Source organism: Lentisalinibacter orientalis (assembly GCF_040706535.1).
Classification (GTDB): Bacteria; Pseudomonadota; Gammaproteobacteria; order Steroidobacterales; family Woeseiaceae; genus Lentisalinibacter; species Lentisalinibacter orientalis.
On the sequence record NZ_JAPDRJ010000007.1, the window covers coordinates 1 to 14,918 of the forward strand.

Genomic DNA, 14,918 nt, shown 5'->3' on the forward strand with positions numbered 1-14,918 from the left:
AGCACGCCGGAGGAGAACGAGGAGCGCTCCGCCGCCCGCCTCGCCAAGCGTGACCCGGTGCTCTACAAGTGGTGCGTGAACCACGCCCACAACCATCCCCACGGGCCGGAGGACTTCGAGGACACGATGCGGCGCCGCGGCACCCATACCCACGCCGATGTAGGAACACACACAGACAAAGATAGACTTTGACAACCTAAGTGTCGGCCCTATTCAAGGCGGTAAGGTTAGCCGCATACGTTGATGAGCAGCGCCTCATATTAGGTAGAAACTTCGGTCCGAGAGGACAGCCCTGACATTCTCACGATCGAAGAAAATGGCTGGTTGGATCGGCCTGGCTTATTTCTTCTGACCACTGATTACCGAACACTGCCCGTCGTCGATGGATAAGTCCGGTCCCTAATTTTTGGGGACTCGCGTGATATCAAGTCTCGTTGTAGTGCATACGCCGCTCTCTATCAGGTCCCTCCTCCCTACCCGACTTCTAGACCATTACGGGCTGAGGTACTCGTCCCCGCACTTGTCATTAAAGGTCTAGTCAGTGGCATTCTGCTATGGCTTGCTCGGGTGGATCCGCCCAGTAGGGATCTCGCTTGTCCTGAGCCACTTCAGAACCACCAGGGGATCGAATCCCCCTATTGCCTGAGCGCAATACCAACGAGCACCATGGGTAGTGACGACACGCGTGAGGACGTCAATTCCGTAGCGGCGCACACCCTCACGCGTACCCCAATTGCCAGGCTTTCGCGCGTTCGCTCATCGACAACGGCCGATCACTTCTGGCGAAGCCCTTTAGCGCAGCGCTCGAATGCAAGATCATACGCCGAGGTGTGATTGTCCACGATCGGCGGCATCGGTCGCGCGGACACTGAAGATACGGCACCGCGACCTTCATCGACGGAACCAGAATCCGGCTTTGCGCCCGACCCGGTAGGCATGATTCCTGCTTATCTCAAAACCCGCCGCACTCGAATAACCTAAATACGTCAGCACCGGTTCCGAAGCTACCATCAAGCCAGCTCGCGCCTAGCTCCGAGCCCCGGCACGTCCGTTCGCTCGATCTGAGACGTAGGCGAGCGACGGTGGGAGCCTGACAGCAACCAACGCGCGCGGAGTCGCGACGGGTTTCGACCCGCTAGGAACACGACTTTGTGGCGTCTCGCGGCAATGCTCACCACTTTTCGGCGACCTCATTCATGATTTCGATGTCCAGACGGGGCTGGACCAGAGCCTTATTCCGCCGCGCATTACCGGCCTCGAACTCTCGTAGTCGTCGAACAACCGCAACATCCAGCACCCGCAGCGCTTTCGCCAGTTGTCTAGCATCTGCTCTCAAATCCCGGTATCGGTTGGCAGCAACGCTAATCGGTTCGCCGGGGCCTTCGTGCAGGACCCGGACCATTTGGTCCTCGGATCACCCGCGATTCGGTTGGTCCCCCTTCTCACTGCAGGCGCTATCCCCTCAAGTTTCCGCTGGTCCGAATACCCCCCCCACAGATCACGCTCTGATTGTCAGACCCCCAAGCGTCATGCATACTCAACGTATATTCCTATATCTTTATAATGTTTGGGGCCGATAAAGTAGTGGACGGGACATGCAATCATGATCGCTGAGTGTTATCGGCGAAAGGACGCAGCGGACGCTGCGAGTTCGCAGAGCCATTGGGCAGCCGCCATACACGGAAAGAACAGGAAAGTGCTCCCATACCTGCTTCGCAAGTTTAGCCTGCATTTGATAATGGCGTTATCCATATTGGCATTAGAGCTTTACCCCGCAATAGCGTCCGCCACGAGATCAGCCCAATCTCCGCTGATGTGGGCGAATCGGTTCTGATGGCCCCTATATCAGCAAACGACCCGCATCCAAGCGCAATCGGATCGGCGCGCGGTGAGTTTCAACGTGGCTGGAAAGTACTAGTTGCTGGTGTTCTTGGCGTGGCATTTGGTGCTTCGCCGATACCATTCAATATTCTCGGATTCACAGTCGAGCCCCTAAACGCGGAATTTGGATGGACCAAGACGCAGCTGATGGTTCCTATCATGCTGTACGGGATTGTCGCTTCGTTGCTCGCACCATTATACGGTTGGCTTGCGGATCGATTCGGCGTCCGACCGGTTGCCCTGTGGTCTTTATTTGCGTTCGGGGTGCTTTTCGCCAGTATCTCAATGACTCCGGCATCATTGCTTGTCTATTATGGGCTGTGGTTTCTAGTTGGCTTGGTAGGTATCGGTTCAACCCCTGTTACTTGGAGTCGCGCGGTAAACCTTTGGTTCTTTCGATCGCGTGGAATCGCTTTGGGCATTCTCTTGCTTGGCACCAGTATCTCCGCTCTCGTAGTCCCCCATGTCGCAGTCTGGTCCATCGAGCAATTGGGATGGCGCTTTATGTTCGTCACGACGGCGGCTCTGTCTTTGGGAATCGCGTTGCCGGCGGGCGTCTTTTTTTTTCGCGAGCCAACGCCGGAAGAGCGCCCACCCGAGATTCGAAGCGATGATGGAGATCTCGCCGGGGTCTCTCTATCTGTGGCTATGCGTGACTATCGATTCTGGCTAATTTGGATGTCGGTTGTGTTGATTGCCGGAACATTTGGTGGCGCATTCGTAAACATGGTCCCAATACTCGCGGACCGAGGCTTTCCGGCAACCACGGCGGCCGTGGTAATAACTGCACTTGGATTTGGTGTGTTAACAGGCCGAATTGTGACTGGTCTATTGCTCGATCGCTTTTGGGCCGGCTTTGTTGCATTTCCGCTGTTGTGTTTACCGGCCTTGTCGAGCCTGATTCTGTTGCACGATAGCGTGACGCTCTCGCTCGCGGTCTTAGCGGGCTTCCTTTTGGGTTTGGCGGCAGGCGCCGAAAGCGATCTAATTGCCTACGTAACGGGTAGATATTTTGGCATGCGTCACTACGGCAAAATCTACGGCATGTTGTACATGCCGTTCGGAATTTTCTCTGGCGTTTCTCCTCTAATTTATGCGGCCGTTCGAGATACGACTGGCAGTTACGATACGGTTCTCACTGCGTCCGTTGGAACCTATATTCTGGGGGGTGCATTGTTACTCGCACTCGGCGGATATCCATCATTTGGGCGACAAGAGCTTCGCACCGGTGGTTGATGAGGACATAAAACAACTGGCGCTGCCTCTTCTCTTTGTAGAAACTCTTAGGACGTGCATGGGCATCCGGCACGTTCATGGAGGCATGTACTATACCTACCTTGGGACCAAGCAGTGAATTGGATTGAGCAAGCAAGCGCACCCGCCGAATTCGTTTTCGATCCCGGAGTTCTAAACGAAGAAGACCCTATCACTGCCGTGTTGATGTAGGCATAGATCTGTTGTTATGGGCCATATGGTTACCAAGCCCACTGACTTAATAAAGCTTGCAACGCTGAGGCAAATTGTTACGACGGGCAACCATCCATCGTCTTCCAGCAATTTTGCGTTGTCTAGCGGATTTTGGCATAGAGGTTATTCGAGTTCCCGTCAGTCAACGCGCCTCGGCAATAGAAGTAGCCGAAACGAGGATGTTTTTTGCTGACGACCGAGATGACAATACGGAGAAATTTGCGGTATGAAGTTCCGATTGAAAAACTGGACTTGTCGGTGTGGGTTAATTGCTTTGTGTCTTCTTGCTGCAAGCGTGGCCCAAGGCGAATGCCGACGAGGCTACGCCGATAGCCGATTTGGACAAGTGCACTATCATATATGTGCTCCCGCTGTCACAACTGCGTCTCCCACCCCGATAGTTTTCTTTCACCAGAATCCGAAATCGGGTGACGAGTATAAGTTCTTATTGAAAGAAATGGGCCGGGATCGAACGGCCATTGCTTTCGATACACCCGGTTACGGTGAATCGGATCGTCCGAGCGGACCGCCGATGATGTCAGATCTTGCCGGAGCGATGGCCGATGCCTTGGTAACACTTGGCTACGGAGAGGACCAATCAGGCCCGGTAGATGTGTTCGGATTTCATACTGGTGCGTTTATTGCTGCAGAGCTTGCCCTATCCCGTCCCAATCTGGTCCGTCGTGTTGTTCTTAGTGGTGTTGCGTTTCGGTCTGAAGCAGAGCGTCAAGCTCTACTTGATGCGCTACCTCGGGATTACGAACTACCTGAGGATGGTCGCAGGATTTTAGACAGGTGGGCGCTCATCGTCGTGAACCGGGCAGAGGGCGTGTCGTTTCGTCGCGCAACAAAAGTCTTTCTGGAAGACATACATTCCCTAGACAAATGGTGGTATGCATACAACGCGGTGTGGTCATACCCGGTAGAGAAGAAGCTCAGAAAGTTGACTCATCCAGTTAAGATCATTCAACCCCATGAACTACTTCTTGAGGAGACGCGGAAGGTACACAGAGAGTTATTGCCAAACGCGGCTTACATCGAGATACCTGAGGTGGTGGATGATGTTTTCGACACAGGTTGGCGGCAATACGCGCTCGAGCTGCGTAACTGGCTCGATAATTCAGTCGAATAAGTTACTGGCCGCCACGCCGTAGTTCCGGCCGACCGCGGTCTGGGATTTCCCTTGGGGCCAAGTGCAGCCGCTTATCGATCTCATCCTCCCGTGAGCAAGTCGAGAAGCTAGGTATTCGACCCAGAAAACAGGGTGCGACATTAGTGCGACTTGCCGATACACTGAATTCGTAAGCATCTGATCCTAAACCGCGATTCCGATTCCATCCGTCCAATCCATCATTGGACCAAACGGAACCCAAAACGCCGCCCTACATATAGTCTGCCTCCTCGACGCATATCGAATCTCAGAGCATCCATATTGTGTCCCTCCTTTTGTCTCTATCTGACTTCCAGTAGGGCTGTGTGGTCTCGCGGTTCGCAGGCCCCATCAACTCTTTCCGGGTCTAGGCATCTACCCCGGCGGCCTGCCTGGATCCGAAGGTGTGTCGCAGTGAATACGAGACGATCCTCCCCTCCGGCGAACGACGACGGATTCCCGCCGACGCGCGAGATTTCTTCAATCTCCCACATCACACGCGGCCTACCTCGCGGGGTACGGTCAAAGAATCCCATAGGCAGATCCAAACGAAGGGGGACGACAGCCAGCAGGGCCAACCCTATTAGTCGTCCCCCGGCGTGCGCGACTAGGCTATCAGTTCATCTATCGGGACCGCGATATCCTGCAGGCTACTTCGCGGTATTCTGGCGCACGACATGACCAGTTCTTTGGCGTGGATAAAATCCCTGGGACTATTTATGGCATCTGCCCCGATCACCACCCCACCCCGGAGATAGAAGACCGAGAACTTGCCAGTAGCGCCAGACCCACGAACAACCGTCTGATCATAGCCTCGGGACAATCCCGCAATCTGAAGCTTCACCCCGTATTGATCAGACCAAAACCACGGGCAATCGATTGCCGGCCTTTCACGCGCGCAGATTGCCGCAGCCGCTAGTTTACCTTGCTCAATCGCATTATGAACGCTCTCTAGCCGTTCTGTTCGACCGTAGCATGCCACCGGACGCATAGTGCAATCACCGGCGGCGAAAATCCATGGATCGCTCGTTCGGCAATCTTCGTCTACGACAATCCCGTCGTCGACGGTGATGCCCGCGTTCGCTGCAAGCTCGACATTTGGCAGAACCCCGATCCCCACCAATACCATATCGGCGTCAATACTCTCGCCGTTCTCCAGCACGGCCTCCCTGACAACGCCATCATCACCATTAAGAGCAGCTAAGCATGCAGACAGGCGGATATCCACACCCTTGGCGCGATGCAGGCTTTCAAAGAAGTCGCTAACTTCAAGGCCAGTCACACGAGACAGGACTCGCTCGGTTGCTTCGATCACAGTCACATCCATGCCTCGCTGGCGGGCAACCGCAGCTGCCTCGAGACCAATGTACCCGGCTCCCACGATAACCAGATGCGTCCCCTCCTCGATGCCTGCTCGTATCCCATCAACGTCTGCAACGCTCCTTAAATAATGGACCCCTTTTAGATCGGCGCCTTGTACAGACAGCTCGCGCGGCCGAGCGCCGGTCGCTATAACCAACGCATCGTAGGAGATCTGAGCACCGCTATCGCAGCGGACAACTTTCTTTGCTTTATCGATGACTGACGCCGTCTCGGAGAGCAACATCTCGACTTGGTTCTCCGCGTACCACTTAGCTTGCCGGAAGAACAGCCTCTCTTGACCTAAGTCTCCTTTCATATACGCTTTTGAAAGTGGCGGTCTCTGATAAGGTAGGACGGCTTCATCTCCGATGAGCCTGATAGCGCCTTCGTATCCATATTGACGTAACGAGTAGATTGCCTGGGCGCCGGCTTGCCCACCGCCTATAACAACCACACTTGATATGTCTGTATGCCTTCCCTTCATAGACTCATCTGGCATGCCAGATAACACTAATGTCAGTGTGAACTCACTCTATCCTGACTTGCTAACAGTGATCTGCCTGTACTCTTTGGGCCAATCAATCCTCTGCAGCATTGTGCCTGTTAAGTCACGACACCAGCTGCTCGTAGCTTATCGATCTCGGAGGTCCTGAGGCCTAACACTTCACTGAGAATCTCATCCGTATGTTGACCAAGGGCTGGCGGAGCCCGTAAACGGGACTGTTGATTTCCGGGGAACTTCACAGACCGGCCAACGAGCGGTATATGGCCCAACACTTCATGATGAGCTGTAGTTAACATCTCGCGCGCTGACGAATGTGAACTTGACAACGCCTCACCTACACCAAGGATTGGCGCATTCGGGATATCGAACTCGTCCAGCAGTTTACTCATTTCTCGGGTTGTTCTTTGCCGCGTAGTGGATGCAAGAATGCCATCAAGCGCTTCACGGTTTTCCCTTCTCGATTCCATACTTGCGAATCGCGGATCGTCTAGAAGCACGCTTGCGTCCAACGCCTGCACAAGCCTTTTCCAGAATCCCTCTGTGAGACATGCGATAACGATCTGACCGTCGCTCGTCTCATAGGCGCCGTATGGAGCGATGCTAGGATGACCGGACCCCACAGGCTTGGGCTCCTTCCCTTCGAATAAAAACAGCTGCGCAAAGTATCCGAGCATCCCCAACAGTCCGTCATAAAGACTTACGTCTATCATGCGACCACGTTCTGTGCGGTTTCGCTCAAGCAGCGCTGCAAGAACCGAAACCGGCCCGAAAAGCCCCCCAACCAGATCCCCCATTGGCAATCCAAGTTTGACGGGCGTGCTTTCACGCTCTCCGTTGAGGCTCATCGCCCCGGTTAACGCTTGGGTCACGATATCGAAGGAGGGCTTATCCCTCATTGGTCCATACTGCCCGAATCCCGACATCGCACAGTAGATCAACTTCGGATTCACCTCGGAAAGCGGTTCATACCCCAATCCAAGCGAGTCCATAACACCCGGTCGGTAGTTCTCAATCAGCACATCCACATGGGCGGCAAACTGCTTAATTAGTCCCACCCCTCGATCCTTCTTAAGGTCGACGACTATGCTCCGCTTGTTGCGGTTAACACCGATAAAGTAGTGACTCTCACCGTTTCGGCGAGGCGGAATTGCGCGCGTGCTGTCCCCGTCTGGAGGCTCCACTTTGATGATGTCCGCACCAAGGTCGCCCAGAACCTGTGTCGCGAAAGGGCCCGCGAGCACCCTTGTCAGGTCCAGGATTCTTACCCCTTCAAGGGGGCCGGCCCACTGGCGAGAGGCTCGATCCGTCACTGGCTGTTCACGTAGGTTTGCGGCGAGACTATTGGTAACTGGCAAGATGGTCTCGGCAATCCTTGACAGCTGCTGATAAATGTTTGCGAACAGACCCTATCGTAATGCCCATTTCGTCGGCGATGTCTTGGTAGGACATCTCGCCAAGCTTGCGCAACATCAGGACCTTTTTCCTCTGAGCGGGCAGTGCTCGAATTTTGGCCGTCACAAACCTCAACTGCTCGAGCGCCACGCAATAATCCTCGCTTCGGGCCTCCTCGCTACCTGCCTCGTCGGGATCAACATGAACGAGGTTCTTTCCGGGCAGCCGGTGTTCTTTCCGAATCCAGTCCACCGATAATCGGTAGGCTGTAGTGAAAAGGAATGCTTCGAGGTTTCTGATCTCCCTGACATCCTCCACGGTGCATAATCGGCAGAGCGTTTCCTGCACTAGGTCTTCGCAATCCTCCACCGGGTAACCACGACTCTTGAAGTACTGGTAAAGGCGCTTTCCGTAAAAAGAGCAGGCCCCGACAATATATTCCTGTCGGCACACGTCGCGATGGCCGAAGCCGTCGCACGGATGTGACTGCCCTCCTACTTCTTGCGGTGATTCCAGCTGCGACTCTTGGAACATGCTCCCCGCTCCTTCGCGCTTTGTTACACGCCGATCGATCGATGAATCGTTCTTCTGACCGCCCTATGCGCAGAAGCGGCAACCGGCAGCAGAGTGTGAAGCGAGTATCAAATGTTCTGGCTGCAACGTCAATTTTTTTGAAAGTCACTTTCAATAAGTGAAATCTTAAATTTAGAATATACTGTGTGATCCAGGACCAGCACACGGACACGTTGCTGGAAATCTAAGTCGCCGGTCGAGCGATTTTCAGGGGAAGCGGTAGAACATGGCGAAATACAGGAATCAGTCAATAGAGCGGGCGTTCTCGATACTTGAACATCTGGCGAACTGCCAAGAAGAGCAAGCCTCAAATGATGTGGCCACCGCGCTGCAGCTGCCCGTCTCGACGGCTTTCCGATTTCTGTCGATATTGGTATCGCTGGGATATATAGAAAAGACCAGCCACGACAAGTACCGACTTGGTTATCGCTTATACAAGCTCGGGACCCAGGCAAGTGAGCTAACGCACCTGAAACGTGCGGCCCATCAAGTACTTGCCGAATTAGCCAGAAGGACCCGACTAACGGTTCACATGGGCACGCTGGAAGGCTCGCAAGTCGTCTACCATGCGAAATACGAGTCTACACACAGCATCAGCATTGCATCTGCCGTAGGCGTCCGTTTAGATGCCCATGTGTCGGCTATAGGGAAAGTTCTGCTTTCGCACCTGAACAACGAGGACCTCGAAGCTCTCTACAGCAAACGACCGCTGATGCGGCACACCGAAAAGAGCATTACGTCTCTACGGGCGCTCCGGCGTGAGCTGGCTACAATTTTTGATCAGAAAGCCGCTATCGACAACGAAGAGATCATGCCGGGTCTTCGTTGCGTTGCGGTCCCGGTCTACGATCACACCGGACAGTTGGTCACCGCGATATCGATCTCCGGCTCGACGCTCCACTTGACCAACAAGACGATTCCGAAACTGCGAAGGTCTCTGGACGATGCCGCGGACGCCATATCCAGACAACTGGCAGGATCGCACGCAGCCTAGCATGGTCACACTGCCCATGAGACTCTACGACGCCGGCTCAGCTGCCCGCGGCAAGGAAATGCCCTCACCTTCTTGTTGCGCCCGCTCGTAGATACGATGGGCGATCGCGACATCTTGCGATACCAGACCTGTCGTGTGGATCATGATTTTTTCGTCGGACGCCGTTCTGCCCTCTTTCTCTCCGGTGACGATCTGCCACATCTCGCCATGCACCATATCCCTCGAAAGCAATCCTTTATCGGCAATCTGCTGAAACCACGGCACTTTGTAGTTTAGTGTCCAGTCATCCAGCACTACCTTATCCATCTGCGCCCAGCCCTCGTCGTTAATCTCTCTGGCGGCCAACGAGATGAATGTCACACCGGGTTTCAACCACTCCGCTTGGCAAGTCACTTCTTTGGAGGTGGTCCCCCCTACTACGATGTCGGCATCGGCAACAGCCTCCTCTACCGTCTGGCACGCGACCACCGGTACCCCAAGCTCGTCTTGCCACTTTTCCGCGAACTCTCTCCGCGTCTCTGGACGTCTGGAAGTACAGCGCACCTCTTCAAAATCGTACATCGTTGTCAGACACTGAAGCGCCGTCGAGCACATGGTGCCGACCCCTATCAGTGCAACACTTCGCGGCGCCTTCGGCGCGAGCCACTTACACCCCACCACAGCGGCCGCAGAGCTTCTGAGCCCGTAACTCCAATGCTCATCGATGATGGCAATCGGCAGGCTGGTGACGGGGTCGTTCAATACTACGAAGCGCGTCGACTCAAGTGTCCCAACAGTGGTCCTATCGCCATCGTCGAAGTAGGAATACATGCGCACACCAGACACGGGAATTTCACTCAACAGACAGCCCTTAACGTGCCAGAAATTATTGAACTCCGCCGTATCCATCCGGAAGCTCGGCGGATCCGAAAACACCACACTGCCTCTCGCGTGCATCCGATACACTTCCTCACAGATTTCGAGTGCATCCTTGGCTCCGAAGAGCTCCAGTGTCTCCGTGTAAGGCACGAAAAGAAAAGAGCCTTTGCTATTCATACTTTCTCCCGCTTCGTAAATCGCTGCGTTTCGCTCAGTCGTCCAATATCGCGATGGCCTCGATTTCCATGATAAGAGCGCGGCGTACCATTGAGTTCACGATGATGGTCGTTGCCGCTGGATAGGGCTTAGAGAAGTACCTTGGCCTCAATTCAGTTATTGATGGGAACTGCGACCCGTCCGTGAGGTAGATATTGACCTTTACGATGTCGTCCATGGTGCCGCCCGCCGCTTCTATGGCTTTCCTGAGATACCTAAAGCAACTGTCTGCCTGCGTCATGGGATCCAGATCGCCTCTCTTGGCATCCTCGCCAGCCGTCTGCCCGGAAATAAATACGAAGTTGCCTTTGCGAACTACGTGACTGAACTGCCCCGGCTCAGGAATACCGGGGACTTCTATTGATTCAAACGCCATTCGTTTTCCTCCACATCGTCCACCTTAGCTGCTGCCAGATCGCGACTGATCTACCGGTGAATATGAGTTAAGGGCTGAACGAGCCTGTGCTACTACGTTCAACGCGCAGCTCATGACCTTCTTTCTCCAACTCTCGCCGGCTGGATAAAATATCGATCGGTAAGCTTCTCGTATCGCTATTCCCTGATCACTTTGCATGTCTCCGCATGCGATTAGCCACTGGCAGCGAACCTTCGTAGCTTCATCCTCTTTGTCGGCGCGAGTACCGAACTCCAAGGCGTGCGCGGCCAGTACCCGATCCGTCAGCATATCTGTCAGTCCACCACTGAAGTTCCCCGTACTGTAGGCGGCGACAGAATGGCCATCGGGCATGGACTGTACAATTTCACCGAATATGCTCCTGCTCCGCCTGAACCGATCACTGTCCTGCGGGCTCAGGCTCAGCAGTTCTCCGCTCCCGGTCGGCCCGAGTCCCGTATGGATGTCGATCGCAACAATCTGACCGCACTTCCCAGCCCAATCCGATAATGTCGCGCTCAGCGTTCGATTCGACCACGTTGGCTCAAATCCCCCAAAGAAGAATCCGTGCTCGTGCTTATACTGGCCAGCCCCGAACGCCTCTCTTTCTGTGGTCTCACTGAATTCCTCTCTAGTTCGCGACCGGGCCTCGTAGTAATGATCCAGGAAATCCTCCGACCACTGCTCCGGCCAATCTCCGAGATGCTCCGCGAAGCGATCATATACTGGATTCTCAGGTGGAACGGCGTGGTCGAGGTAGTTTCTATTTAGATCGACGCCTTCCTCAGTGACGCGCACTCCCCACGCGAATCCAAAAGGGTTATGTGCGTGCACCAAAAGGACACCCGTTTTCGATACGGGCAGCCAATCGCTAGCATGCCGGAGCATGAAGACTTGCACTGCTGACCCCGCATAGCCCTCGGGACCGTGGGTGCCTGACACAAGCACAAGAAGTTTGTCGGGCCTGTCGGAACCGCGGTACGCAAAGTCCATAGTGAGCGTTTCGCCGGAAGGCCCTCGCTCCGCGGAGACTTCATTCCAGGTTCGCGCGTTACACGCTTTCGCCGCTGCACGGAACTTGCCGCGCGCCTCACTGTAGGTTTCCGAAAAACAATCCTGCACAGTCACCTCGGCAGTACACCCATCACCAGAAGGCCCTCTCATGTTCACACTTCATTAGCGGTTGACATTGTTCGCGCCGCCCCTCAACGTAATTGGCACCGTGATCAAACCGCAGACATATAGGCAAAAAAGCGAGGAACAAAATGTCCGAAAACGATAACAATGCACGCTTCTTCTCAATCAATATAGACGACGCACCGACTGGAAAGTTGAAGCTGGATAGGGGATGGACACAACGACTAATTAACGAGGATACTGGTGCAAAGAAGGTCGATGTTCACATCAACCATATCAACGATGATTCAGGGCCCGGTGAACTCCACTATCATGCCCACACAGAAAACGTCTATATCGTCTTGGAAGGGGTCCTGGAGGTCGTAGTGGAGGGGACGCAGTATCTCTTACATCCTGGTACCGTCGGGTTTATTCCGCCCGGCGTACATCACACAGCCGGCAGCCTCGGTGGTCACGGCGTTACTAAAGTGATCGAGATCTACGCACCTGCCGGTAAGGATTTTCATGTAGTCAAAGCACCTGAGTAGACGGGGCTTTCGAAGGCTATGGCAGAGCAAAAAGGGGGGAGCATGATGGACAATAACGTTCTCAAGAGTATCGATGAGAGTATCGATTACGCAGCGGTGAAACGGCTCATGATCGATCTCGTAGAGTCCCCAAGTCCCCAGACAGAACGGCTTGAGGAAGAGCCTCAGGTCCGGGAATTCATCCGCAAGACGATTGAGCCTTTGCTCCGGGAAATGGGCTTATCCGATCTCGACTATGATTCCATGGGAAACCTTGTGGGTCGATTTGGCGAGAATAGGTCCGGAAAGCGCCTTATGCTTGTCACGCATGCAATGAATCATCCTCCGGCAACCATGCCTGACCCCTATAAGGCCAAGGTCATAGATGGAGAAGAACACGGCCTTCCGGGCGAGGCGATATTGGGTCGCGGACTTTGCGAGCAAAAAGCCGGGATGGCGGCGATGCTCGCTGCCACCCGCGCTGTACTGCAAGCTGGCGTAAGGCTGCCCGGCGAATTTCTGTTCTTGACATGCACCTCTGGCGAGACAGGCAAGCACGACGCCTTGCGAAATCTGATTGAGGAGAAGTCTTTGCAGGCCGACCTCGGACTCATTGATGGCTCTAGCCTGAAGATAAGGCTGGGGAATCGCGGCCGGCTCGATATATTCGTAACGGTCGAAGGTAAGGTATCCCACAGCGGATCTCCCCACGCCGGAGCCAACGCCATCACAGGAGCGCGTCTGGTTCTAGATGCGGTGGAGGAACACGTCCGATTGCCACCGGCTCACACCGATGTCGGAGAGTGCACACTAACGTGCACGCATATTCGCAGCTTCCCGGACGCCACCCATACGCTTCAAGGCAGTTGCGAATTGACGTTCGATCGTCGGCTGCTACCTGGTGAAGACCCGGACGAGATATTCGAGGAGTTCGCTCGTATCGTAAAGACCGTAGAAGAGACCACGGATCCTGTCAGCGGCTTGCCCTTCAAGGTCAATGTTCAGAAAGGGCCATTTATGTATCCGTCACTTGTGGCTGAGGATTCCCAGATTGTCCGCCTGATAAAAGCATGCGCAGCAGACGTTCTCGGCCGAGAACCAGAGACGCATTACGGCAAGAGCGCTTTTGACCAAGGCTATCTCAATCACATAGGTATTGAGACGGCAAACTTCGGGCCCGGAGAAGATGAGTTCGCCCATACCGACTTGGACATGGCCTCAGTTCAAAGGACATACGACGCTGCTCGGATCGTGGCCCGGATGCTGGTCCGCTATCTTGGCGATTAGGAAACTTTCGATCTCGCCTTCGCGCGGCGTGGAAGCGTTCGCCTTTAGTCCGCGTAAATCTCTCCGACCCGGTCAACGTAATCTAGGTAGTAGCGAAAATAGTGGTCGGGCGCGTAGCTGTGGACTTCGTATTCCACGTCATCTCGAGGGATAATCCATTCTGGTACACAGTCGCGCTGGTTTACATCGGTCCGCAAACTAAGTTCCATGAGTTCGCACTGAGCGACCTCCTGGCCTTGCCGTGACGCCCACCAGTTGATGAATACCGTTCCTGCGTGCGGATTTGGACTGTCTTTCAGCTTCATTATTCCGCCGAAGCCTCCCGTCAGGAGCCCCGGCCCGTCTTTGGGATAAATCCGAACGAGTGGCAAGCCGCGTTCCCGCAGTGGCTCGACAGCCGCCTGCACTAGTGCGATGCCTATCCATGCCTTGCCTCGCGCAACATCTTCCGCTGCCTGTGTGTAGTTTCTATACATCGTTACATCCTGACCGATGAACAGATCGTTCAGGAACTTCTCCCCAAAAAGCTGGAAGAGGTAAGCGGCTGTACCTCTTCCACCACCAGGATGCCGCGGATCATGCGCCGCAATTTTCCCTCTGTACTCCGGGCGCAAAAGATCGCGCCAGGACGTGATGTCGGCTGGGTCTACGTACCGAGTATTCACGAATAGATCCCCCATTACCCACTCAGCGGTATTGAGGGCACACCAATGATAATGAGGCCTGTTCGGTCCACCGCGTGTAAGAGATAGTTCACCGTGGCGCCATGCAGACGGGTCTGTAACGGATGGATCCATCAGTATATTTCTAAGATCGACGGTTGCATCCGCAAGTCGATTCATAGTGTAGCAATTGGTACTGCCCCCGATGTATACATCCGTCTGCACACGATCCGCTTCCGCCTCACGTGCGAACTGTGCAATAAACGGGCCCGGCCCACGAGTGAGCGGCCGCCACTCGACTTTGATACCTGTGTCCTTTTCGAACTGCTCGACAATCGCATCGCGGAGGTTCGGAAAGGCTGGGCCTGCAACAACGACCGTGCCCTCGCCCTTTGCCTTCTGCTGCACCTCATCCCAATCCCTGACATCAATATCGGCGGCCGCAGGCGACAGCGCACACCACATTACGCTAGCAGCTATCGCTGCGTTCAATCGCATCAAAACCCTATTGCTAGCAGATGACATCGTACACCT

General features: G+C 54.6%; 14 protein-coding genes. 6 read left to right on the forward strand and 8 right to left on the reverse strand.

Annotated features, from left to right (window positions below):
• Positions 1 to 192, forward strand: a 192-nt coding sequence (locus tag ACJMK0_RS18755) for a hypothetical protein (RefSeq protein WP_405240747.1), incomplete at its 5' end; no start/stop codon positions are given.
• Between the two features lie 979 nt (positions 193 to 1,171).
• Here ACJMK0_RS18755 and ACJMK0_RS18760 read toward each other — a convergent pair.
• The gene (locus ACJMK0_RS18760; protein WP_405240749.1) at positions 1,172 to 1,402 is read right to left on the reverse strand and encodes a hypothetical protein; all 231 of its coding nucleotides are present in this window, start codon (positions 1,400 to 1,402) and stop codon (positions 1,172 to 1,174) included.
• A gap of 431 nt (positions 1,403 to 1,833) precedes the next feature.
• Here ACJMK0_RS18760 and ACJMK0_RS18765 point away from each other — a divergent pair, with 431 nt between their 5' ends.
• Together ACJMK0_RS18765 and ACJMK0_RS18770 are read left to right on the forward strand one after the other, a co-directional pair.
• Positions 1,834 to 3,117 (forward strand): MFS transporter, encoded by a 1,284-nt coding sequence (locus ACJMK0_RS18765; protein WP_405240751.1) that lies wholly within the window; start codon positions 1,834 to 1,836, stop codon positions 3,115 to 3,117.
• 457 nt (positions 3,118 to 3,574) lie between these two features.
• Positions 3,575 to 4,480 carry an alpha/beta fold hydrolase gene (locus ACJMK0_RS18770; protein WP_405240753.1) on the forward strand — a complete coding sequence of 302 codons (906 nt, stop codon included), beginning with the start codon at positions 3,575 to 3,577 and terminating at the stop codon, positions 4,478 to 4,480.
• 625 nt (positions 4,481 to 5,105) lie between these two features.
• On the opposite strand, the gene ACJMK0_RS18775 is transcribed toward ACJMK0_RS18770, so the two are convergent.
• The 3 genes from ACJMK0_RS18775 to ACJMK0_RS18785 all read right to left on the reverse strand — a co-directional run bounded on the left by ACJMK0_RS18775 (position 5,106) and on the right by ACJMK0_RS18785 (position 8,291).
• Entirely contained in the window at positions 5,106 to 6,344 is a 1,239-nt protein-coding gene (locus tag ACJMK0_RS18775; RefSeq protein WP_405240755.1) for an NAD(P)/FAD-dependent oxidoreductase, read from the reverse strand.
• A gap of 119 nt (positions 6,345 to 6,463) precedes the next feature.
• Positions 6,464 to 7,675 carry a CaiB/BaiF CoA transferase family protein gene (locus ACJMK0_RS18780; protein ID WP_405240757.1) on the reverse strand — a complete coding sequence of 404 codons (1,212 nt, stop codon included), beginning with the start codon at positions 7,673 to 7,675 and terminating at the stop codon, positions 6,464 to 6,466.
• A 28-nt stretch (positions 7,676 to 7,703) separates the two neighbouring features.
• On the reverse strand, positions 7,704 to 8,291 hold the full coding sequence (locus ACJMK0_RS18785; RefSeq protein WP_405240759.1) for an RNA polymerase sigma factor: 588 nt from the start codon (positions 8,289 to 8,291) through the stop codon (positions 7,704 to 7,706).
• Between the two features lie 265 nt (positions 8,292 to 8,556).
• On the opposite strand from ACJMK0_RS18785, the gene ACJMK0_RS18790 reads away from it, so the two are divergent.
• Positions 8,557 to 9,324 (forward strand): IclR family transcriptional regulator, encoded by a 768-nt coding sequence (locus tag ACJMK0_RS18790; protein ID WP_405240763.1) that lies wholly within the window; start codon positions 8,557 to 8,559, stop codon positions 9,322 to 9,324.
• A 24-nt stretch (positions 9,325 to 9,348) separates the two neighbouring features.
• On the opposite strand, the gene ACJMK0_RS18795 is transcribed toward ACJMK0_RS18790, so the two are convergent.
• The 3 genes from ACJMK0_RS18795 to ACJMK0_RS18805 are packed head-to-tail and all read right to left on the reverse strand — an operon-like array spanning position 9,349 to position 11,956.
• Positions 9,349 to 10,359, reverse strand: a complete 1,011-nt coding sequence (locus ACJMK0_RS18795) for an ornithine cyclodeaminase family protein (RefSeq protein WP_405240765.1) — start codon at positions 10,357 to 10,359, stop codon at positions 9,349 to 9,351.
• Positions 10,360 to 10,393: 34 nt separating this feature from the next.
• A complete protein-coding gene (locus tag ACJMK0_RS18800; RefSeq protein ID WP_405240767.1) occupies positions 10,394 to 10,774 on the reverse strand; it encodes a RidA family protein in 381 nt (126 codons plus the stop codon).
• 24 nt (positions 10,775 to 10,798) lie between these two features.
• The gene (locus ACJMK0_RS18805) at positions 10,799 to 11,956 is read right to left on the reverse strand and encodes a DUF2817 domain-containing protein (RefSeq protein ID WP_405240769.1); all 1,158 of its coding nucleotides are present in this window, start codon (positions 11,954 to 11,956) and stop codon (positions 10,799 to 10,801) included.
• A 101-nt stretch (positions 11,957 to 12,057) separates the two neighbouring features.
• Between ACJMK0_RS18805 and ACJMK0_RS18810 the strand changes: the two genes are divergently transcribed.
• Both ACJMK0_RS18810 and ACJMK0_RS18815 read left to right on the forward strand, forming a co-directional pair.
• Positions 12,058 to 12,456 (forward strand): cupin domain-containing protein, encoded by a 399-nt coding sequence (locus ACJMK0_RS18810; RefSeq protein WP_405240770.1) that lies wholly within the window; start codon positions 12,058 to 12,060, stop codon positions 12,454 to 12,456.
• Between the two features lie 42 nt (positions 12,457 to 12,498).
• On the forward strand, positions 12,499 to 13,722 hold the full coding sequence (locus ACJMK0_RS18815) for a M20 family metallopeptidase (protein WP_405240772.1): 1,224 nt from the start codon (positions 12,499 to 12,501) through the stop codon (positions 13,720 to 13,722).
• 44 nt (positions 13,723 to 13,766) lie between these two features.
• On the opposite strand, the gene ACJMK0_RS18820 is transcribed toward ACJMK0_RS18815, so the two are convergent.
• Positions 13,767 to 14,909 (reverse strand): ABC transporter substrate-binding protein, encoded by a 1,143-nt coding sequence (locus ACJMK0_RS18820; protein WP_405240774.1) that lies wholly within the window; start codon positions 14,907 to 14,909, stop codon positions 13,767 to 13,769.
• Between the last annotated feature and the right edge of the window lie 9 nt (positions 14,910 to 14,918).